The 23359-nt window shown below is 38.5% G+C and carries 19 protein-coding genes; 16 read left to right on the plus strand and 3 right to left on the minus strand.

Annotated elements, in window-relative coordinates; genetic code table 11:
- Nucleotides 1-285 precede the first annotated feature (285 nt).
- A protein-coding gene (gene prfB / locus LO754_RS03055) for a peptide chain release factor 2 (protein ID WP_370510640.1) occupies nucleotides 286-1390 on the plus strand; the annotation gives its coding sequence in 2 pieces (ribosomal slippage) (nucleotides 286-360 and nucleotides 362-1390; 1104 coding nt in all).
- Between the two features lie 89 nt (nucleotides 1391-1479).
- On the opposite strand, the gene LO754_RS03060 is transcribed toward prfB, so the two are convergent.
- Entirely contained in the window at nucleotides 1480-1989 is a 510-nt protein-coding gene (locus LO754_RS03060; protein WP_231785591.1) for a competence protein ComK, read from the minus strand.
- Nucleotides 1990-2218: 229 nt separating this feature from the next.
- Between LO754_RS03060 and LO754_RS03065 the strand changes: the two genes are divergently transcribed.
- From LO754_RS03065 to LO754_RS03120, 12 genes are all read left to right on the plus strand, one after another.
- Entirely contained in the window at nucleotides 2219-2461 is a 243-nt protein-coding gene (locus LO754_RS03065) for an IDEAL domain-containing protein (RefSeq protein ID WP_024362495.1), read from the plus strand.
- 371 nt (nucleotides 2462-2832) lie between these two features.
- Nucleotides 2833-4812, plus strand: coding sequence for an excinuclease ABC subunit UvrB (uvrB, locus tag LO754_RS03070; protein WP_231785592.1), 1980 nt, complete (start codon nucleotides 2833-2835; stop codon nucleotides 4810-4812).
- A 7-nt stretch (nucleotides 4813-4819) separates the two neighbouring features.
- Nucleotides 4820-7684: an excinuclease ABC subunit UvrA gene (gene uvrA, locus LO754_RS03075; protein ID WP_229388610.1), complete on the plus strand. Its 2865-nt coding sequence runs from the start codon at nucleotides 4820-4822 to the stop codon at nucleotides 7682-7684.
- Between the two features lie 288 nt (nucleotides 7685-7972).
- Complete coding sequence (locus LO754_RS03080) at nucleotides 7973-9151, plus strand: DUF4097 family beta strand repeat-containing protein (RefSeq protein ID WP_229388612.1); 1179 nt, start codon at nucleotides 7973-7975, stop codon at nucleotides 9149-9151.
- Between the two features lie 280 nt (nucleotides 9152-9431).
- Nucleotides 9432-10118, plus strand: coding sequence for a cell division ATP-binding protein FtsE (gene ftsE, locus LO754_RS03085; protein ID WP_024362499.1), 687 nt, complete (start codon nucleotides 9432-9434; stop codon nucleotides 10116-10118).
- The gene (ftsX, locus tag LO754_RS03090) at nucleotides 10108-10992 is read left to right on the plus strand and encodes a permease-like cell division protein FtsX (RefSeq protein WP_108029432.1); all 885 of its coding nucleotides are present in this window, start codon (nucleotides 10108-10110) and stop codon (nucleotides 10990-10992) included. Before ftsE ends, ftsX begins: the two co-directional genes overlap by 11 nt.
- 186 nt (nucleotides 10993-11178) lie before the next feature.
- Nucleotides 11179-12480, plus strand: a complete 1302-nt coding sequence (locus LO754_RS03095) for a peptidoglycan DD-metalloendopeptidase family protein (RefSeq protein WP_231785593.1) — start codon at nucleotides 11179-11181, stop codon at nucleotides 12478-12480.
- A gap of 259 nt (nucleotides 12481-12739) precedes the next feature.
- Nucleotides 12740-13360 carry a hypothetical protein gene (locus tag LO754_RS03100; RefSeq protein WP_231785594.1) on the plus strand — a complete coding sequence of 207 codons (621 nt, stop codon included), beginning with the start codon at nucleotides 12740-12742 and terminating at the stop codon, nucleotides 13358-13360.
- On the plus strand, nucleotides 13357-13944 hold the full coding sequence (locus LO754_RS03105; RefSeq protein ID WP_025218662.1) for a peroxiredoxin family protein: 588 nt from the start codon (nucleotides 13357-13359) through the stop codon (nucleotides 13942-13944). The genes LO754_RS03100 and LO754_RS03105 overlap by 4 nt, the downstream gene beginning before the upstream one ends.
- Nucleotides 13945-14172: 228 nt before the next feature.
- Complete coding sequence (locus LO754_RS03110; protein ID WP_024362504.1) at nucleotides 14173-15621, plus strand: S41 family peptidase; 1449 nt, start codon at nucleotides 14173-14175, stop codon at nucleotides 15619-15621.
- Nucleotides 15622-15721: 100 nt separating this feature from the next.
- Nucleotides 15722-16927 (plus strand): PDZ domain-containing protein, encoded by a 1206-nt coding sequence (locus tag LO754_RS03115; protein WP_231785595.1) that lies wholly within the window; start codon nucleotides 15722-15724, stop codon nucleotides 16925-16927.
- Nucleotides 16927-17151: a DUF2198 family protein gene (locus LO754_RS03120; protein WP_024362506.1), complete on the plus strand. Its 225-nt coding sequence runs from the start codon at nucleotides 16927-16929 to the stop codon at nucleotides 17149-17151. The genes LO754_RS03115 and LO754_RS03120 overlap by 1 nt, the downstream gene beginning before the upstream one ends.
- A gap of 167 nt (nucleotides 17152-17318) precedes the next feature.
- Here LO754_RS03120 and LO754_RS03125 read toward each other — a convergent pair whose 3' ends face one another.
- Nucleotides 17319-17645, minus strand: a complete 327-nt coding sequence (locus LO754_RS03125; RefSeq protein ID WP_231785596.1) for an AzlD domain-containing protein — start codon at nucleotides 17643-17645, stop codon at nucleotides 17319-17321.
- Nucleotides 17642-18373 carry an AzlC family ABC transporter permease gene (locus tag LO754_RS03130; RefSeq protein ID WP_025218664.1) on the minus strand — a complete coding sequence of 244 codons (732 nt, stop codon included), beginning with the start codon at nucleotides 18371-18373 and terminating at the stop codon, nucleotides 17642-17644. Before LO754_RS03130 ends, LO754_RS03125 begins: the two co-directional genes overlap by 4 nt.
- 125 nt (nucleotides 18374-18498) lie before the next feature.
- Between LO754_RS03130 and LO754_RS03135 the strand changes: the two genes are divergently transcribed.
- The 3 genes from LO754_RS03135 (at nucleotide 18499) to addB (ending at nucleotide 23359) form a co-directional block, all read left to right on the plus strand.
- Complete coding sequence (locus LO754_RS03135; RefSeq protein ID WP_024362509.1) at nucleotides 18499-19050, plus strand: helix-turn-helix domain-containing protein; 552 nt, start codon at nucleotides 18499-18501, stop codon at nucleotides 19048-19050.
- 11 nt (nucleotides 19051-19061) lie between these two features.
- The gene (locus LO754_RS03140; protein WP_231785597.1) at nucleotides 19062-19682 is read left to right on the plus strand and encodes a TVP38/TMEM64 family protein; all 621 of its coding nucleotides are present in this window, start codon (nucleotides 19062-19064) and stop codon (nucleotides 19680-19682) included.
- Nucleotides 19683-19849: 167 nt separating this feature from the next.
- Nucleotides 19850-23359 carry a helicase-exonuclease AddAB subunit AddB gene (addB, locus tag LO754_RS03145; protein WP_231785598.1) on the plus strand — a complete coding sequence of 1170 codons (3510 nt, stop codon included), beginning with the start codon at nucleotides 19850-19852 and terminating at the stop codon, nucleotides 23357-23359.

A 23359-nucleotide genomic window follows, 5' to 3' on the forward strand; every position in this document is an offset into this window, starting at 1 on the left:
AAGGTGAATCGTAATAGACGTTTGACTTGCGAACATTGTGATCAAAAGATTCATGCGGAAGCGCGTAAAAGTTTACTTGGAAAATTAAATTAGTGAAATTACACAAGAAAGTAGTAGCACAAGCTAAGCTAGTTTGTACTACTATTTTTTGTTCAGGCTTTCTCTTTTTTAAGCGCAACCTATGGAGATATTGAAAATAGTATGTTTTCCGCCTCAAAAACGCTATAATAAAAAGATACGGATTTTACTTATAATATCCATTAAAAATGTTCGGAGGATTTAACAATGATTGAATTAGCAGATGTACGTAATGTGTTAGACACTACAGCCACTAAATTGGCGGACTTTAGGGGGTCTCTTTGACTTAGAAAACAAGGAGGCACGTATTCAGGAATTAGATGAAATGATGTTAGAGCCTGGTTTCTGGGACGATCAACAAGGAGCACAAGTAGTCATTAATGAAGGGAATGGCTTGAAGGCCATTGTTAATGAATATAAAGAATTAGTCGATACACATGAAAACTTAGATATGACACTGGAGTTATTACGTGAAGAGCCTGATGAAGAATTGCAGGAGGAGCTAGGCAATGAGCTAGCGGAATTCCAACAAAAAATGAATGATTTTGAACTGCAATTATTATTAAGTGGACCTTACGATCATAACAATGCGATTTTAGAGCTGCATCCTGGTGCTGGTGGTACTGAGTCTCAAGACTGGGGTTCGATGTTGCTTCGTATGTACACGCGTTGGGCTGAAAAACGTGGCTTTAAAGTAGAAACAGTCGATTATCTTCCAGGTGATGAAGCAGGTATTAAATCGGTAACATTATCTATTAAAGGACATAATGCTTACGGTTACTTACAGGCTGAAAAAGGCGTACACCGTTTAGTACGTATTTCACCGTTTGATTCATCAGGTCGTCGTCATACATCATTCGTATCATGTGATGTCATGCCTGAATTTGATGACAATATTGAAGTGGATATTCGTACCGAGGATTTAAAAATTGATACGTATCGTGCAACAGGTGCAGGTGGTCAGCATATTAATACAACCGATTCAGCTGTCCGTATTACACATATTCCAACAGGTACTGTTGTTCAATGTCAAGCAGAGCGTTCACAAATTAAAAACCGTGAAAAAGCCATGACGATGTTAAAAGGTAAGTTATACCAATTAGAAATTGACAAGCAACAAGCACAACTTGATGAAATTCGTGGAGAGCAAAAGGAAATAGGCTGGGGCTCTCAAATTCGTTCATACGTGTTCCATCCATACTCAATGGTGAAAGATCATCGTACAAGTGAAGAAACAGGGAATGTAGGAGCCGTAATGGACGGAGATATAGATCCATTCATCAATGCCTATTTACGTTCTAAAATCGGATAATGAATGAAAACCTCAGAGGCATAAGCTTCTGAGGTTTTTTAAGGTGTCAGGCACTCAAACAATTCTGAATATTCTAGGTGTCAGGCACTTCAAAATGGAGGGTGATAGGGGGCATCATGGCTAAGTTGCTTGCGCTCTTCCATATAATGTTTATAGAGCATAGAGGCATTGACAAATTGTTTACTAATCGAGCCGTATTTAATAGGAAGCTCGATTTTCATATCATTTTTCAACGTAATAATACAACCATCGTTGCTTGGTGAAATATTTGAAATGGCATGAAGTCCAATCCAAATATTATGTATAGAGTTTGGCGAGTAGGTCGGCAAAAAAATGCAAGGAAAGCCATAATCATAAGCAACAACAATTGGCAGTTTATGTTGATTGCCAAAAAAACGTTTCGCAGAAAATTTTGCTGCTTCATACGTTGTGCCCAATGAAATGCATGACTTTCGTAAAACATGCAAAGGCTTGCGTGTCACAATTAACTCATTATGCTTGTCGATGACCCTTGTGAAAATTTTCGATTCATGTTGAATCGGTTGTAATAAGTAAGTATTGAAAGACATTAAATAACCATTTACATAATTTTTGGACATATATGTAATGCCTCCTTTTGGGAATATTTATTTGTAGTGTAAATGACCAAGACGAATACTGAAAATATGGATAAAAAACGAAAATGTCTAGAAATTGATACTATTTCTTTAGAAATTTGCTTAAAAATACGCTATAATTCTAATAAATGATAGTTGATTTTAATTTGTTTAACGTTGCAATTTGGTCTGAATTTTCTTATAATTTAGAAAAGGATCGAGGTGGAGATCGTTGGATAAATATTATTCGTACACAGATTTTCTAAAAGCCGTTGGTCAGTCGAAAAAAGTTGATGAGGCAGAGAAATTATTGAACGAGATTTATTTAGATTTATTTTTAAATCATATCCAGCGTATGCATCGTGAAGAACAGCTAATGGTTCTGATAGATAGAACACTCGATGAACGAGATGAAAAGGCTTTTCATCTATACGCGGCTGAACTAGAGGCATTACACAAAATAGCAAGTGAATAATACGATAAGACCGCTCTCCGTTAACGGGGAGCGGATTTTTTTGTCTGCAACGAAATAGAAAGTGCCTTATTGCATTAATAGGGCAATAAGGATAATTGTCTTTGTCATTTGTAAATTTATAGAATTGTATGATTAAAGAATGGGTATATATCTAATCATGGATACAAGGAGCTAAAGTATTTAGCTTCTAGAAAAATGAATGATAGCGTTAGAATTAGTGACGAGTAATGACAAATAATAAATGCGTTGTAATAAAGTGAGAAATCCGAAATTGAGAAAAATAACAAACATTCGTTCGTTAAATGTTCGATATTTTAGTACTGCTATGCTAAAATAAATGTACAAATTGGAAGGAAAGGACGGGAACATGCGTGCAAACATTTGATTTACAGGCGCCATATCAGCCTAACGGGGATCAGCCACAGGCGATAGCGGAATTAGTGGAGGGTGTACGTGAAGGGAAACGACATCAAACTTTGCTTGGTGCAACAGGAACGGGCAAAACATTTACGATTTCTAATGTTATTCAGCAAGTAAAAAAACCAACGCTGATTATGGCCCACAATAAAACACTAGCAGGTCAATTATATAGTGAGTTCAAAGAGTTCTTCCCAAATAATGCAGTTGAATACTTTGTGAGTTATTATGATTACTTTCAGCCTGAAGCGTATGTTCCACAAACAGATACGTATATCGAAAAAGATTCAAGTATTAATGATGAAATCGACAAGCTGCGTCACTCAGCCACATCGGCTCTTTTCGAACGGGATGATGTCATCATTATTGCTTCAGTGTCTTGTATATATGGTTTAGGTTCTCCTGAAGAATATCGCGAATTGGTTGTATCGATTCGAACAGGTATGGAGATTGAACGCAATCAATTGCTTCGGAAATTAGTAGACGTGCAATATGAACGTAATGATATTAGTTTTACACGCGGGACGTTCCGTGTGCGAGGTGACGTTGTCGAAATTTTCCCAGCCTCTCGTGATGAACATTGCGTTCGTGTGGAATTTTTCGGAGATGAGATTGATCGCATTCGAGAAGTCGATGCGTTGACAGGAGAAATATTGGCAGATCGCGACCATGTAGCAATTTTCCCAGCTTCCCACTTCGTTACACGCGAAGAAAAAATGCTGAAAGCGATTGACAATATTGAACAAGAATTAGAACAACGTCTTGCGTTATTGCGAGCAGAAGATAGGCTATTGGAAGCACAGCGTTTAGAGCAGCGTACGCGCTATGATTTAGAAATGATGCGTGAAATGGGCTTTTGTTCAGGTATTGAAAACTACTCACGTCATTTAACATTGCGTGAAGCTGGTGCAACACCATACACATTACTCGATTACTTCCCAGAAGACTTTTTGCTTATTGTCGATGAGAGTCACGTGACATTACCACAGGTACGGGGTATGTATAACGGGGACCAAGCACGAAAAGGGGTACTAGTGGAGCATGGATTCCGTTTGCCTTCTGCACTAGATAATCGTCCTTTGCGTTTCGAGGAGTTTGAACGACACATTCATCAAGCCATTTATGTATCAGCAACGCCTGGTCCATATGAACTTGAACATACGCCAGAAATGGTGCAACAAATTATTCGTCCGACAGGGTTACTTGATCCATTAATTGACGTGCGCCCGATTGAAGGGCAAATCGATGATTTAATTGACGAGATTCATGACCGTATTGCGCGCAATGAACGTGTCCTCGTTACAACATTGACGAAAAAAATGTCGGAAGATTTATCTGCTTATTTGAAGGAAATGGGCTTAAAAGTGGAATACTTACATTCAGAGATTAAGACATTAGAGCGGATTGAAATTATTCGTGAACTTCGTAAAGGTACATATGATGTACTAATCGGCATTAATTTATTGCGTGAAGGTTTAGATATTCCTGAAGTATCGCTCGTGGCGATTTTAGATGCGGATAAGGAAGGCTTTTTACGTTCGGAACGTTCGCTTATTCAAACAATTGGTCGTGCGGCACGTAATGCAAATGGACATGTTATCATGTACGCAGATAATATGACAGATTCGATGAAAAAGGCGATTGAGGAAACGAAACGTCGTCGTTCAATTCAAATGGCCTACAATGAGGAACATGGCATTACACCGAAAACAATTGTCAAAAAGATTCCGGATGTTATTCGTGCGACACAAGTGGCAGAGGAAGAGGAATCTTATGTTACAAAGGCAACGAAAGGCAAGAAGTTGACGAAGGCAGAAAAAGAGAAATTGTTGGCATCTCTTGAAGTAGAGATGAAGGAAGCGGCTAAAGCGCTTGATTTCGAACGAGCAGCTGAACTACGAGATACAATATTTGAATTGAAAGCAGAAGGGTGATTGGCTTGTGAAAAATACAGAAATCGTCGTGCAAGGCGCACGAGCACATAATTTAAAAAATATAAATGTCACAATTCCACGTGATCAATTAGTCGTGTTAACAGGTTTATCGGGTTCTGGGAAGTCTTCCTTAGCGTTTGATACGATTTATGCCGAGGGGCAACGTCGTTATGTAGAATCGCTATCTGCATATGCGCGCCAATTTCTCGGCCAAATGGATAAACCAGATGTAGATGCAATTGAGGGGCTATCGCCTGCCATTTCAATCGATCAGAAAACGACAAGCCGTAATCCACGTTCCACAGTTGGAACCGTTACGGAAATCTATGATTATTTACGTTTGCTATTCGCTCGTATTGGGAAGCCAATATGTCCAAATCATGGTATAGAGATTACATCGCAAACGATTGAGCAAATGGTGGATCGTTTATTAGTTTATCCAGAACGTACGAAAATGCAATTACTGGCACCGATGATTTCAGGTCGTAAAGGAACGCATGTTAAGTTACTAGAAGACTTGAAAAAGCAAGGCTTTGTACGCGTACGGATTGATGGTGAATTACGCGATTTAGATGATGCGATTGATCTTGATAAAAATAAAAAGCATTCGATAGAAGTTGTAGTCGATCGTGTTGTTGTTAAAGAGGGGATTGCTGCTCGTCTTAGCGATTCGTTAGAAACAGCCCTTCGATTAGCTGAAGGACGCGTTCTTGTTGATGTCATGGAACATGAAGAATTATTATTTAGTGAACATCATGCCTGCCCATTATGTGGTTTTTCAATAGGGGAGCTAGAGCCTCGTATGTTTTCATTTAACAGTCCGTTTGGAGCATGTACAAGCTGTGACGGGTTAGGAACAACGCAGGAGGTTGATTTAGAACTAATCGTGCCAGATTGGGAACGTTCATTATTAGAGCACGCCATTGCACCATGGGAGCCGACAAGCTCACAATATTATCCACAACTATTAAAGGCAGTATGTGATCATTACGCGATTCCGATGGACGTACCTGTCAAAGATTTACCTAAAGAAAAGATGGATAAGATTTTATATGGTTCTGGTAAAGATAAAATTCGCTTCTATTATGAAAATGAATTTGGCAATGTACGAGATCAGATGATTGAATTTGAAGGTGTGGTGCGTAATGTAGAGCGCCGTTTTAAAGAAACAACTTCTGATTATGTACGAGAGCAAATGGAGAAATATATGGCACAGCAAGCTTGTCCATCTTGTAAAGGTTACCGATTAAAGCCCGAAACATTAGCTGTGAAAATTGGCGATCAACATATTGGACAAGTAACAGAGTATTCGATTCAGGAGGCAGATACGTTTTTCAAAGAGCTCGATTTATCTGAAAAGGATATGCAAATTGCGAGACTCGTATTGCGTGAAATCGAGGAAAGACTTGGCTTCCTAGTGAATGTAGGGTTAGATTATTTAACATTAAATCGTGCAGCTGGAACACTTTCAGGTGGAGAAGCACAACGAATTCGTTTAGCAACACAAATTGGCTCTCGCTTAACAGGTGTACTCTATATTTTAGATGAACCATCCATTGGACTACATCAGCGAGACAATGACCGTCTTATTAGTACGCTACAAAATATGCGAGATATCGGCAATACACTGATTGTTGTCGAGCATGATGAAGACACAATGCTAGCGGCAGATTATCTGATTGATGTTGGACCGGGCGCCGGTGTACATGGTGGTCAAATTGTAGCAGCAGGTACGCCACAGGAAGTCATGGATAATCCACAGTCGTTAACAGGCCAATATTTAAGTGGCAAGAAGTTTATACCACTACCAGTAGAGCGTCGTAAACCAAATGGGCGTAAATTATCTATAGTGGGGGCAAAGGAAAACAATCTACAAAACGTCAAAGTAGATGTGCCATTAGGTTTATTTGTAGCAGTAACAGGTGTTTCTGGATCAGGTAAATCAACACTAATTAATGAAATTTTATATAAATCATTAGCCCAAAAGCTCAACCGTTCAAAGGTAAAGCCAGGCGCACATAAAGAAGTATCAGGGATCGATGAATTGGAAAAGGTTATCGATATTGACCAATCGCCAATAGGAAGAACCCCTCGCTCCAATCCTGCAACGTATACGGGTGTCTTTGACGATATTCGCGATGTGTTTGCCACAACAAATGAAGCGAAAGTACGTGGCTATAAAAAAGGACGTTTTAGCTTTAACGTTAAAGGTGGCCGTTGTGAAGCATGTCGGGGTGACGGGATTATTAAAATTGAAATGCATTTCCTACCAGATGTATATGTGCCATGTGAGGTTTGCCATGGAAAACGTTACAACCGTGAAACACTTGAAGTAAAATATAAAGACAAAAGTATTGCCGATATTTTAGATATGACAATTGAAAATGCCGTCGTGTTTTTCGAAAATATCCCTAAAATCCAACGTAAATTACAAACGATTGTTGATGTTGGCTTAGGATATATGAAATTAGGTCAACCTGCGACAACACTGTCTGGTGGTGAGGCGCAACGTGTCAAATTGGCATCTGAATTACATCGTCGCTCAACAGGTAAGTCATTTTATATTTTAGATGAGCCAACGACGGGCTTACATGCAGATGATATTGCGCGTTTACTAATTGTTTTACAACGACTTGTAGAAAATGGGGATTCGGTGCTCGTTATTGAGCATAATTTAGATGTTATTAAAACAGCGGATTACATTATTGATCTAGGACCAGAAGGTGGCGACAAAGGAGGTACCATTGTTGCAACGGGTACACCAGAAGAAGTAATGGAAGTGGCTGGCTCTTATACGGGTAAATATTTAAAACCGATTTTAATACGTGATCGACAACGTATGGAAATGGCTTTAACAGAAGCAACAAAATAAATTTTTTACAAACAGCAAAAAGAAAAAAATTATAAAAATCTGCTCTGTTTCTGAGGGTGAGATTTAAGACCTCGTACGCTAAAGCATTTAGCACAGCTAGCATAAGTCTTATTTTCACTCTGGAAATGTAGCAGATTTTTTAAATGACAGTATCAAAAAAACATCTAGATAGCATGCATGAAAACTTTTTTACTGTATGACAGTGCATGCTTTTTCTTTTTTCAGTGAAACTTTTCACATATGGAGACGTATAAATAAATATAACAATCTGTGGGAGGCTATACCATTATGCAAAATGAACGTCAACGAATTTTAGAACTTGTGGAAAAAGGAACTATTTCAGCGCAAGAGGCGATTACATTATTAGAAGCATTAGAGCAACCTAGCAAGTCCACTGATAGCAGTATGAACGATACGTCGAATACGGATCAGCAATCCTCAGCAGAAAAAGAACCAATCTTTAAAGAAGAACAAAAAAAGAAAGAGGCAGATTTCACAAAGCATTTCCAAGATGAAATCCATGATTTTCGTAAAGATTTAACACAAATTGGCTCACTCTTTATGGATATGATGAATACGGCAGTAAAAAAAGTAAAAGAATTCGATGTTTCTTCACCATTTGGAGATAAGTTTGAATTTACTCATACCGAAGAACTTGCAGCAGCGCATATAGAAAATATTATGGTTGAGCTACCGAATGGTAATTTTTCATTAGAACCGTGTGAAGGTGATACTTTCCAAATTATTTGTAAGGTCAAAGCACCTCTAGTGAATGATAGTGAGGAAGAAACACGTAATCATTTCTTGGAGCAATTTGTTGTGAAAAATGAAGAAGACTCACTACGAATTTTAAGTCAATTAAAGCTAGTACAAGTAAATGTACAAGTACTTGCACCAAAGGAAAAATTAGATAAATTATCTGTCCGTTTAATGAATGGTGGCGTAACTTTACAAAATATCGAGCTGGAGCAATTAAAGCTGAAAACATTGAATGGAGCAATTAAGGGCTCGAAGCTAGTATTTACGAAGGCGGAAGTGGATTCATCGAATGGCTCCATCGAACTAACGGATGTTCGTGGTAAAGATTTAGAAGCTGAAACTTTGAATGGGCGCGTATATTTAGATGGTGCATTAGATGAAGTAGAAGCAAAATCTATAAATGGACATGTTGTAGTGACAACATGCTCTAGTAAATCTTCAAAAATTAAAGCACATACTGTTGCAGGTGCTGTAGAAATATATGTACCACGTACAATGTCGTTAAGCGGTAAAATTGTAACGAATTTTGGTAAAGTAGATGTCGGTATTCAAGATGCGTCGAAAATTGAGACACAAGATCAATTTTTATCTAAAGTAGTCCGTTTTGATAAAGAAGTGGAAGATGCCAATCGTCTATTTATTGAAGGCGAGTCGAAAACAGGAGCAGTTTTAGTACGTTATACAACGACTGACGAGCAAGAAATGTAAAATAAGGAGCATTCAAGCAAGGAGATGAAACAGCTTGAATGCTCTTTTGTATTTTCAAATGAAGCAATAAACAGGAATCGACTAGAACTTTCCATCGATTCCTGTTTTATTTTGTTGGTGTTTGATAGATTTATATAAAATATTCCAAAAGATATTAATTAACTAGGAGAATATTCCAACGAATGAAATAAAACTGTAATAAAAAATCATAGATTGAGTGCTATAATAGAAAAAGGAATACATCTTACATATATAAGAGGTTTAGGTGGTTTAAAAAATTATGATAGAAATGAAAAATGTGACAAAGAAGTACCCGAATGGTGTAGTTGCGACAAATGGCATTTCGGTTAATATAAAACAAGGTGAGTTTGTCTATGTTGTTGGTCCAAGTGGTGCAGGTAAATCGACATTTATCAAGTTAATGTACCGCGAGGAAAAAGCAACTTCAGGTGAAATTACTGTTAATGGTATTGATTTGGGCAGTTTGAAAAATAAAAAGGTACCTTTTTTGCGTCGGCAACTTGGTGTTGTTTTCCAAGATTTCAAATTATTACCAAGGTTGAACGTCTATGAGAACGTAGCATTTGCTCTAGAGGTAATTGAAGAGGAGCCCGTAGAAATTCGTCGACGGGTTATGGAAGTTTTAGAACTTGTTGGCTTAAAACATAAGGCAAGAATGTTCCCAAATGAACTTTCTGGTGGTGAGCAGCAACGTGTCTCCATTGCACGTTCCATCGTCAATGTACCAAAAGTTGTGATTGCTGATGAACCAACAGGAAATCTAGATCCCGAGACATCTTGGGAGATTATGAATTTATTTGAAGAGATTAATGCACGGGGTACAACAATCGTAATGGCAACCCATAACCGTGAAATAGTGAACACTATTCGTCGACGGGTTATAGCGATTGAAGGCGGTATGATTGTCCGTGATGAGCACGGAGGTGACTACGGCTATGAAATTTAATACGGTAAAACGCCATTTTCGAGAAAGTATTAAATCACTTGGACGTAATAGCTGGATGACAATTGCTTCTGTCAGCGCAGTTACGGTGACTTTAATATTAGTAGGTGTATTCTCACTCATTATGATGAACTTAAACAAAGTTGCATCTGATTTAGAGAACGACGTTGAAATAAAAGTGTTAATCGACGAAACGGCAGATGAAGCTGCTGAAAAAGCGTTATTAGCAAAGATTAAAAAATTGCCAGATGTTGCGGAAATGACATATTCCACAAAAGAGGATGAATTGACAAAGTTAGTAAAAGATTTTGGGGATGACTTTAAGCTTTTTGAGCAAAGTAACCCGTTACGAAATGTCATTTATGTAAAGGCGGCAGATCCACAACAAACAGCAAAAGTTGCAAAGACAATTAATAAGTATGAATATACATACGATGTTAAGTACGGCGAAGGTAAAGTAGAAAAACTTTTCAACTTCCTAAATATTAGTCGTAATGTGGGTCTTGTGCTGATTTTAGGGTTATTATTCACTGCGATTTTCTTAATCTCTAATACGATTCGTATTACGATTATCGCGCGTCGTGATGAAATAGAAATTATGAAACTAGTAGGGGCAACAAATTCATTCGTGCGTATTCCATTCCTTTTAGAAGGTATGTGGCTTGGAATTTTAGGCTCTATTATTCCGATTGCGGTTGTCGCAACACTTTACCACAATGTTTATAAAATTATTGCACCTCGTTTACAAGGTGAGCTCGTGCAACTATTAGATTTCTCACCACTTGTTTACCAAGTGAGCGCTCTGATACTTCTTATTGGTGTGTTAATTGGTATATGGGGAAGTTTCATGTCTGTACGTAAGTTTTTAAAAATTTAACTTGCTTTGTGGCAATAGTCATTCGTTTTGTAGGGCCAAATCAGGTAGTAACGGTGCCAAAGAATGTCACAGATTTCAAAAGCAGATTCTGCCGACGCGTAAACTTAGCTAAATTTGCACCACAATTTAAAGGCTTTTAAAACGGCAAAGTTTATGGGAATTAAATATCGAAGGGGAGTCCATTAGATGAAAAGTATAGCGAAAAACTCTATAAAAGCATTTGCGGCAACAACTGCACTACTTCTTTTTATCCAAACTCCATCAGCGTATGCAAATAGTTTATCGGATTTAAAAGAAGAGAAAAATCAAGTAGAAACAAAGAAAAATCAATTGAATTCTTCTATTAGTGGTAAAGAAAACGCCATTAATGAAAATAAAGAAAAGCAACAAAAACTATTAGATCAAATTCAAGCGTTAAATGCTGAAATTGACAAAACAAATAGTGATATTAAAAATATATTGGCTGAAATAAATGCTACAAATGATGAGATAAAAGCATTAGAAGGAACTATCGAAGAACTTCTTCGCAAAATTGAAGAGCGTGATTTATTGTTACAAGATCGTGCACGAGCAATTCAAGCTGGGGGCTCAGTTAGCTACTTAGATGTACTACTCGGTTCAAATAGTTTCGTAGACTTTATCGATCGTTTCTCTGCTGTCAATTCATTACTTGAAGCAGATCGTCAAATTATTCGCGATCAAAAACAAGATAAGCAAACTTTAGAAGAGCAAAAACAAGTTCTAGAAGGCAAACGCCAAAAGCTTGAAGAACAGAAAGCAAAGCTAGTAGGTTTAAAAGCATCATTAGATGGACAGAAAAAAGAGAAAAACACATTAGTTGATCAGCTAGAAAAAGAACAAGAGAAACTAAAGTCTGAAAAAGTATTACTTGAAAAAGAGTATTCAGAGGCACTGGAAATTAGTGCAGAATTACAGCAAAAAATCATTTCCGAGCAAAACCGTTTAGCGGAAATTGCCCGTCAACAAGAGGCAAAACGTAAAGCTGCAGCGGCAGCTGCTGCGGCGGCTGGGAACTCGGGTTCAAGCTCTGGTTCTACGGTGAATGCACCAGCATCAGAAGGTACTTGGATTAAGCCGACAAATGGTCGTTTAACATCACCGTACGGCTGGCGTAACCTTGGAGCCGGTCCAGAATTCCATTATGGTGTTGACCTTGCCAACAAAACAGGTACACCAATTTGGGCATCTGCTGACGGAGTTGTATCCTATGCAGCACCACTAAGTTCTTATGGAAATGTTGTTATTTTAACACACTCTATCAATGGACAAATTTATACAACGGTTTATGCACATCTTAGTGCCTTTAACGTTAGTGTAGGGGATGTAGTGAACCAAGGACAGCAAATTGCAGCAATGGGTAGTACAGGTCGTTCTACTGGACCGCACTTGCATTTTGAAATTCATATCGGCTCTTGGCAAGGACAAGCAGTTGGTAGTGTGAATCCACTAAAATATATTCCATTATAATAAAGAATTAACAGAGTCGTCTTATGTTTAAGGCGGCTCTCTTTTTTATTTGCGCCAACTCGTTCGAAAAAAAGTGGACGGAATTTCATCTGTTCATTGCAATAAAATACGATATGGGGTATTTTAAAATAAAGTACTAATAAAATTTACATTCTATATATCCATTAGTAGTTTTTTTGAACACAGTGTGAAATAACAGTTTTCGTAAAAGCATCTATGCTATGCTAAAAGTATCTATATTGATGGAGGATTTGTTTAGGTGATTAATACTGAGTGGTTTTCAATTCGTGCATTAACATTACCAGCAACAGCTGTTGCTTTATTACTAGCGTTTTTCATCGTATGGTTTGTTTTGCGAATACAATTTCTGAAAATATGGTCAGGGGTATATGGAGATGCCATCTTTACTTTTATACTCGTTTGGAAATTTAGCCTTATTATTACGGACTTCCAATCGGTCATTAATCAACCGCTAGCGCTTCTTTACTTTAATGGAGGAACAGTTGGAGTGTTACTAGGGGTAGCTGCTATACTGTTACAATTTTGGCGGAAGCGTCAACAGCTACAGTTTGACACTGAGGGTATAATGGCGTGTGGTTGGGCAATTATGTTAACGCAATCCATTTATCAATGGTTCGTGGTATTATTGAATGACAATCCACTTCAAAGCGAACTCATCACTTTAGTAGTGCTAAGCGTGCTAACGATTTTCATATTATGGAAAGTACCAACAACTAAGACAGCGTTATTCCTGTATACCGTTGGCTATTGTATCGTAGCTGCATTACAGCCACTTGGTTTTTGGCAAACGGCTGTTGGGGTAAGCTTCCTACTACTTCTATTAGGTATAGGAATTCAACGAATAGGAGGAAAAGAATGAAAAAAAATATTGGGTTACTTATTGTCGTGTTGTTAATAGTTGCGATGATTGGTACATATGTTAAACAGCAAATTGATAAAGAACGTGAAATTGAATCTGCATCCCTCGGTAAAGAAGTAGAAGAACGGACAGTCGGGTTAAATAAAGGTGATATACCGCCAGATTTCACATTAACAAACTTAGATGGTGAAGAAGTGACATTAAGTGAATTGCGTGGAAAAAAAGTTGTACTCAATTTTTGGGCAACATGGTGTCCACCTTGTAAAGCTGAAATGCCACATATGCAAAATTATTACGACCAATATGCCAAGGAAGATAATGTTGAAATATTAGCTGTCAACTTAACATCAGCTGAACGAGATGTCACAGCCGATGCTAAAATTGATACAGTCATGACATTTAGAGATGGCTTTGAACTGACATTTCCTATTTTACTGGACCCTGAAAATGCAGCTGGTTCAGAATATCAAGTCATTACGATTCCTACAACGTATTTTATTGATTCAACAGGCACCATTCAGCAAGCGATAGAGGGTCCAATGAATTTAGAGATGTTAAAAAACACTGTAAATGCATTAGATTAAGTATGTGCGTGCCAGACACCCAAACAATTCTGAATTTTGTCAGAAGATTATTCAAAATAGCTAAGTAAAATCCACGAAGAATTCTGCGGCTTCCGTTGTGACCGTTGAAATCTTCGTGTTTTTTAATTGTTTGGGTGCCAGACACCTAAACAATTCTGAAAACCAAAACATTATTTTGTATGTTTGAAAAATATAATTCATACAGTAAAGAGACAGAGGAGGGAAGGTTTGCGCAAAATTACGGCAGGAGTCGGCGTACTTGTCAGCAGTTTATTGATAGGTAGTGGATTTTATTTTGACTGGTTTGATGGAGATGGAGCAGAGAAAAAAGTGCAAGTGACTGAGGTTGATTCGATTAATGAAGCATTACAATTAATCGAAAAAAAATCTGTGTATAGTACTAAAAAGGAAGAATTAGTAGAAGGGGCTCTACGCGGCATGGCTGATGCTATTAAGGACCCGTATAGTACTTATTACACGAAGGAAGAAGCCGAGCAACATCGACAAATGCTAGCAGAAGAACGTGTTGGTATTGGTATTGAACTGACAGAAAACAAAGGGAAGTTCATTGTCGTATCACCTGTTCGTTCGTCGCCAGCAGAAAAGGCTGGGATGCGCTCTCTTGATGAAATTGTACAAGTTGATGGGGTAAAAGTAGATGGCAAAACAATGAGTGAATTAATGCATTTGATTCAAGGAGAAAAAGGATCAAAGATTACAATTGTTGTCTATCGTCCTAGCGAGGATAAACATATTAAAATGACGATGGAACGGGCTGCGATTTCCAATAAAACAGTAACGAGTGAGGTAGTAAAGATTGAGGATACGCCAATAGGCTATATTCAAATCTCGTTATTTGGAGAGAAGACAGCAAATGAATGGGTGACAGAAACGAGTAAATTACTACGCAAAGATATAGAAGGGCTCGTTGTTGATGTTCGTGATAATCCTGGAGGCTATTTACATAGCGTCGCAGCGCTACTAAGTACACTATTGGAAAATGGCAAAGTATTTGCCTATATGCAAAATGCAGAGGGTGCCATGGAACCATTAAAAACAGAATCGAAAAGCTTTGATGAAAATTATTTAAGTACGATGAATAAAATTCCGATTGTCATTATTCAAAATGGTGGTAGTGCTTCTGCTAGTGAAGTGCTGAGTGGTGCGTTAAAGGGCTGGAATCGTGCTTCCATTGTCGGCGTTAAAAGCTTTGGGAAAGGCACAGTACAGGAATCTTGGTCTCTAGCCAATGGGGGAGAACTGAAGCTATCAACAAATAAATGGCTGACGCCAAAACGTGAATGGATCCATGGGAAGGGAATTGAAGCTGGATTAGTGATTGAACAAAATGAATTATTTGCATTCCAATTGCATCCGTTAACAGGACAATTCAAAGTAGGTGATATGAGCGAAGAAATTGCTTATACGCAAAAAGCCTTGCAAAAGCTAGGTTATCAGATTGACCGACTAGATGGTTACTTAGATGAGACTACACAAGAGGCAGTAAAACTCTATCGCGAACAACAAAAATTAGCGCAGCCTGATAATGATATGTATGTCGATTCTACCTTTTTCAATAGTTTAAATGGCACGTTAAAGGCTTATAAAGAAGATCGCCAAAATGACTTACAATTCCAAATGGCGACGAGCTTCCTACTGCACAATATCGAACAATAGAAATACTCAAACTAATAAAAATGATGGGAAATACCAAGCTTTCTACCAGTTACTACTACGCAAGACAGTAGTCGTTTGATACAATGAATGCATAGTATTCATGATAGAAACGGCGGGTGTTCGTATGGTTAGTAATATATTAATAGAAATTGTAACAGCGATTGACCGCTTTTTACTGAACCCAGTAGTTTATATTGCAATAGTAGTTGCTATCTTTTTAGGGTATAGACGTGTAAAGCAAGAGCGTAAATTTTTTAACAGACGTATTATTTGGGGTTGGACCGAGCTGATAGGGCAATGGAAACGAGGATGGCCTTATGCCTTAGTTATTTCACTAATAAGTCTTGGTGTCGGGCTGACAGTACCCAAAGCATACTTATTGATTTTAACCGCTATATCTTTCCTTGGTCTCTTGTTGTTTTTCATCAATGTATTGTCACCCATCTACACAATGGCAATGGCAACGTTAGCATTATGGGCGATGTACCAGTACAACTGGTCGTTCTCCTGGTGGAAGATTTCGTTGGAAGGCATCGATTTATTAGAAGGGGCTATTGTGACAATTACGATTTTAACAGGTCTAAGTGTAGTAGTGGAAGGTATGTTAATTCGTCGTACTGCTAAACAAGTAATAACGCCTAGAATCGAAAATACGAAGCGCGGAATGCAAGCTATCGTATATCGCTCAAGAAATGTTTGGGTGTTACCTATATTTTTTATCATACCAGGTAATAGTATTCCATCGGTATTGCCTTATTGGCCGCAATTTACATTGGGCGATAGTCACTTTGCACTCGTATTATTCCCAGTCGTTATCGGATTTTCAAAATTGTTAAGGAAAGAACTGCCTGTTGTTCAGTTGCCGAAAATAGGACGCTCTGTCTTATTATTAGGACAGCTGATTGTAGTAGGTGGACTTGCATCATATTTTGAACCGTTAATTGGCTTTATAACGTTAGCGTTAGGGGTATTAATTCGGATTATTATGGCAGTTTATTATGCTTGGCAAGATAAGACAGAGTCATATGCGGTTGCACCAAGCACTAAGGGTGCGGTAATCGCTGCTGTGCTGCCTGATTCACCAGCAGAAAAAATGGGCTTACTCGCAGGGGAATGTATTCGTAAAGTAAACGGACGCACGATTACAACAGAGGTTGAATTATATGAAGCTTTACAATTAAATGCTGCACATTGCCGTTTAGAGGTATTGGATCGGAATAATGAAATTCGCCTAACGCAGCATGTTATTTACAGCAATGACCATTATCGAATTGGTTTATTGTTGGCGGAGCCGAAAGAACTATGATCGATTTATATGGGAAAATGATGCTAGCATTATTTTTACCAGCATTGCTCGTGTTATTGTTTACTCGTATTACGTATAACCGCTATGTAGCGTTAAGTTTGGCTATTGCACTTATTGCCGCTTCAGTATATGCAGGTTATACTTCCCCACCTATTATTTTTGTTGTTGATGCTTTTTCGCTAACGCTTGGCTTTTGGCTAGCGAGCAAAATGCACAAAAAATAAGGAGGGCTGTGTTGCTGCCTTCACTATTAAAATCCGCTCCGATTTTGCGGGCACTGTGTAAGACGTAACTTTCCTAAAGTGGATGGTTTCGTCTTACATCTTGTGCTATTTTCGCAAGCGTCTAAGCGGGTTTTTTATAGTGAAAAGGTACACATATAACAATTTCTTTACATGAAGAATCTGACGTAGGCCATGATAATAACACCTGCTACAACTGTAATTGATAAGCTTTTTGTGACAAGTGCAATGATAAGGGTAGGCACAAATGTAATAAAGACAAGTAAATCCAATGTAACGAAATTTTTGCTTTCAGTATCCAATAAATTTTCAATAACAAGCGCACTGAGAATACAAACAGGAATGAAGCTTAGCCATTTTAAAACAACATCTGGTAGTTTCACACTACGTACGAACATAAATGGAATAATGCGTGGTAACCAAGTCACTAGTGCACAACCAATGATTAGCCACACCATCGAAGCTGTTGTCGTCATTTGTCTGTCACCACCCCAATCGTTGCGACGATAACAGTGGCAAGAAGCACTGCTAGATGCGAAGGAACGACGTATGATAAGCCATACATAATTACAACCATATAGCCAATTAACATCAGGTAATGCATAATTTTATGTTTGCCCACGCTACTAAGTTGTAGCACAAGTAGAGCAATAAACATGGCAATTAGTGCAAAGTCTAAGCCCCACTTTTCAGGATTAGCCACCCATTGTCCTAGAAAGGCACCTGCAATACAAGATAGAATCCAAAATGCATACGCTGTTATATTTAGACCATCCATCCAACGACCATATAATTTACCGTTTTGCATTTGTTTGGTTACGGCCACACCAAACGTTTCGTCTGTTAATAATGTACCGAATCCAACATTCCGAAGCATCGAATAGCGCGTAAAATGTGGAGCTAATGTTAAACTCATTAATAAGTGACGTAGATTTACGACAAAAATGGTTACAATGATAGCAGAGGTAGGACTGCTTGTTAACAAGAGTGCACAAAAAATAAATTGTGCAGAGCCTGCATAAACGAGTATTGTTAGTAATGCAATTTCTACTAAAGATAGGCCAGAAGCGGAACCTACAACCCCGAATGCCAGTCCTATACTAATATAACCGAGTAAAGTAGGTACACAATCTTTAACTCCTTGTATAAAGCTATCTTCGGAAGCAGTTGTTGGTTCATTATGAAGATCTGTTGTGCTTGTCATAAAAAGGTCATCCTTTCAAAAAAGTTTCCATGTATACTTAAAATAGAATAGTTAGAACATTCACACATGTTTATTAAAGTATACATATGTCTGATAAAATAAACAACAGGAAATGGTGAGTCGTAATGGAACAAATGAGTCGAAATTTAGCTTTCCAATTAAAGAAAATACGGCAACAACGCAGTGTAAGTTTAGATGATGTAGCGAAAGCAACGGGGGTTAGTAAGGCACAGCTTGCCCAAATTGAAAAAGGTGAAGCGAATCCTACTGTTTCAACGATTTGGAAAATAGCCGCAGGTTTACGCATCTCTTTTTCATCACTTTTACAGCCGCCGATTGCCCATTTTATGAAATTTAGCAGTAAAAATGCACCACATGTCGATGAAGACGAAGGGCGTTATCGGGTCTATTCCATTATTCCTTATGATCCTGAACGAGGTTGGGAATTTTATAAAGTGGAAATGGAGCCTGGTGCAAGGAGTAGGAGTGAAGCCCATACAGAAGGGGTAGAAGAAACGGTAACAGTGATTCATGGACAAGCTGTTATTTCGGCTGGGGTTATGCATGAAACGATAACCGAAGGGGAAACATTGGTATTTTCGGGACATCAAGCACATGAATATCAAAATATATCAGAAGAACTTACGGTTTTACATGTAATCTTGCAATATAAATAGAGGTGGCAATAGTGAATGAATGGTTTACTGTAGAAAATATGGAACATATTGCGGCACAATATCGAACACTTGGACCAATAATGGGGATATTACTGCCCTTTTTAGAAGCGTTTTTACCTTTTTTACCATTGGTTGTGTTCGTCGTGGCGAATGCGAGTGCATTTGGGTTATGGATAGGGTTTTTGTTATCGTGGCTAGGTTCAGTAGCTGGTTCATATGCTGTTTTTTTGCTTGTACGTCACTTTGGAAAGCATCCGAATCGTTTTGTAACAGGCAGTAAAAAGGTACAAAAGTTTATTAAATGGGTGGATATGAATGGTATTAGCCCATTGTTTGTCTTACTATGCTTTCCGTTTACGCCTTCTGTAATAGTGAATATAGTAGCGGGCTTATCACATATTCATAAAAAATACTATCTAATTGTTTTATTAGCCGGAAAATTCGTCATGATTTTTGGCATGAGTGTATTGGGCTATGATTTAAAATCGCTTATCACGAGTCCGGTACGACTAATTAGTGCGGGTGTAGCTATCGTCTTACTATGGTGGATTGGCAAGCTAATGGAGAAGCGATTGAATGCTCGTGTAGAAAGAGATTTGAAACGTGGGCGAAAAATGACGAAAAATGAATAATCTTCTAGGCTGAATCTGCACATGCGGTCCCTTGTATCATGTAAAATGGTAGGAGGGTCTTTTTATTTCATTTCTTTAGTCGTTTTATATTGGCGATTACTAGGGAACGCTCACTACAAGTTTCTGAAGATAGAATATAATTTTTTAATGAATAGGGGGAAGCATGAATGACATTACGAATTGTATCAGGACGTGCAGGTACCGGAAAATCGGCTTATATTCATAGAGAAATAGTCGAACAATTAAATACCGATCCATTAGGTCACCCTATTTTTATCATTGTCCCTGACCAAATGTCTTATTCAACTGAATATGAACTGACAAATAGACATGGTTTGCACGGGCTCATACGTGCACAAGTGATGACGTTTAAACGCTTAGCTTGGCTTGTACTTCAAGAAACAGGGGGTATTGCTCGCCAAGAAGTAAATGGCTATGGTTATCGAATGCTTATTCGAAAATTGCTAGAAGAGCAGAAGAGTGATTTTTCGTTATTTCGACAAGCTGCTGGTAAGCGGGGCTTTACAGAGGAAATTGAAACGTTGTTACGCGAATTTAGCCGTTATAGCGTGAACAGTTCAGTTTTAAGTGATGTAACAACCTCTTTAAAGGCTATTGATGCACCTCATACACTACAGGCGAAAATCAATGATTTATACATTGTTTTACAAGCATTAGAAGCTCGACTCGGTACAACTTATGTCGATAGTGAAGGCTATTACCCGATTTTAACCGAGCACTTAAAATTTTCTGAGACGATGAAACAGGCAACAATTTATATAGATGGCTTTACTGCCTTTACTGTAAGAGAGCTAGAGCTTGTAAAAGAATTACTAAAGGTGACGAAGCAAGTAACGGTTGTGCTACCGTATGATCATATGGAAGAAGCTAAAGATGAGCAGGCATTATTCAATGAAGCGGCAACTACAAGTCAACGCTTGCATGATATAGCATATGACAATGGCATTGAAGTCGAAGCACCGTTGCATTTTATCAAAACCCATCGATTTCAGTCAAAAGACTTACAGCATGTAGAAGCAACATTTGCGGATATGGTGCCCCAAACAGAAAAATCCACAGGTGATGTGAAAGTTTTTGAAGCCTCAAATCGTCGGGCTGAAATCCATGCCATTGCCCGGGAAATAACAAAGCTGACGAGGCAGGAGTGCTATCGTTATCAAGATATAGTGTTGCTGTATAGACAAGCAGATGTATACGATCCGCTAATTTCAACAATTTTCCAGCAATACGACATTCCTATTTTTGTGAATACAAAAAAAACGATGCTTCACCATCCGTTAATTGAATTTAGTCGATCTGCATTGGAAGTTGTTATTTCAAATTGGAAATATGAACCGCTTTTCAGAAGTGTGAAAACAGATTTATTTTTCCCACTACAAGCTGATAACAGTGTTTGGCGTGAACGTGCTGACCGTCTTGAAAATTACTGTTTAGCGCAAGGAATTTACGGAGAGCGTTGGTTTGACGAATCTCGTTGGTTTTATAAAAAATATCGCGGGCTTGAATTCCATTCTCGTGTGCAAACAGACGAAGAACGTGCGATGCAGACAGAAATTGAGGCCATTCGCGACGAAATTCGCACACCATTAAAAGCGTTACAGGACAAGCTTATACTGGCGAAAACGGGTAGAGATGTGGCAACAGCGCTATTTGAGCTAGTAGAAGAAGTACAAGTATATGACAAGCTTCAAATCATGAAAGATCGTGAATTGGATAGAGGGGAGGCGTTAGCAGCAAGTGAGCATGATCAAGCGTGGAAAGAATGGATCGCCGTACTCGATCAGTTTGTTTACATGTTTGGCGAGCAAGAAATGTCGGTACAGGAAGCGGCAAAGATTTTAGATGAAGGTTTTGATACATTAGAATTCGCGCGTATTCCTCCAACTTTAGATGAAGTGATGGTGGCAACGGTCGATTTAGCGCGCCTATCGCAAATAAAGGTTGCCTTTGTTCTAGGAATGAACGATGGCGTCTATCCTACACGTCTGGATTATGAAGGTCTATTGTCTGATGTAGAACGTGAATGGTTTACGCATATTGGCTATGAATTAGCACCGACATCTAAAAATCGGCTATTACAGGAAAACTTTTTATTGTATCGTGCAATAACTACGCCATCTGACAAGCTTTATATGACTTATCCAACGGCGGATGAAGAGGGGAAAGCTTTAATATCCTCGTTATATATAAAGAAAATTATAGGAAATGAAAAAACGGCAGGTCTTTTAAGTGGGGTAAACGTCGAGCGTGTTGTCATTGATCCGATAGAATTACTTGATGATAATGTATTGCCTTATATCCGCCATCCTCGTACAGCGTTAGCTCATTTAATGCTGCAATTAAGGCAAGCGGAGCATAGTCGTGAACTTGCACCAGAATGGGTTGCTTTACAAAAATATTATGAACAAGATCCATACTGGGCATTAATTTTACGTCGCCTGATGCATCCAATGACACATAAAAATGAGGCAGAACCGCTAGAAGGTTATATTACACAAGAATTATATGGTCGCAAGCTCACTTCAAGTGTGTCACGTATAGAAAAATACTTCCGTTGTCCGTTTTCTCACTTCACGACGTATGGGCTTCGTTTAGAGGAACGAGCAGAATATCGTTTAGAGACATTTGCAATGGGTGATTTGTTCCATGAAGCATTGAAATGGATTACCGAAGAGACGCACCGTTTACAACTGTCGTGGATTCGTTTATCAAAACAGCAAATTCAACAACTTGCACGACAGGCAGTAGAGCAAATTGTGCCCGTTTTCTCTCACCAAATTTTATTATCTAGTGCACGTTATCGTTATATTCAACGCAAGCTGATTCGCATTGTAGAGCGCACGATGATGGCACTGACACAGCATGCCAATGTGTCACACTTTAAACCAATTGCTATTGAAGCATCGTTCGGGCCAGGGCAGCATGAACAGCTACCGCCATTGGAAATTGATTTGCAAGGTGGCAAAAAAATGTACATGCGCGGTCGTATTGACCGTGTGGATAGTGCATCGATTGATGATCGCTCGTATTTACGAATAGTCGATTATAAATCGTCTGCTCGTGACTTAGATTTAAATGAAGTGTATCATGGCCTATCATTGCAGGTGCTAACATATTTAGATGTAGCGATGGAGAATGCATCCTATTGGTTATCTGGCGATGCAGAGCCTGCTGGTGTGCTTTATGTCCATGTCCATAATCCGATGTTAAAACTGGATAAGGACTTGAGTGACAGTGAGATTGAAGAAGATCGGTTAAAGCAATACAAAATGAAGGGACTTTTAACTGAAAATCCTGAGGCTATTTACTCGATGGATGAGCAGCTAGAGGAAGCGAGCGGGCATTCGCAAATTATTCCAGTTTATATGAAAAAGGATGGTACCCCTTCTGAATCACAATCACGCATCGTACCCGTTAATGATATGAAAAATCTCCAGCATTTTGTCCGCCGAAAGCATCAAGAGGCTGGCAACGGCATTTTAGCAGGGGATACGGCTATAAGCCCTTATAAGCTAAAAGCAAAAACAGCGTGTGATTACTGTCAATTTGCAGCAGTATGCCAATTTGACCCTTCTGATGGCAAACAAAGTTATCGTCAACTACAGCAAGTAAAGCCAGTAGAAGTTGTCGAAAAAATTCGCAAGGAGATGAACTAA

The organism is Lysinibacillus sp. GJ-1 (assembly GCF_021166035.1).
Taxonomy (GTDB): domain Bacteria; phylum Bacillota; class Bacilli; order Bacillales_A; family Planococcaceae; genus Lysinibacillus; species Lysinibacillus sphaericus.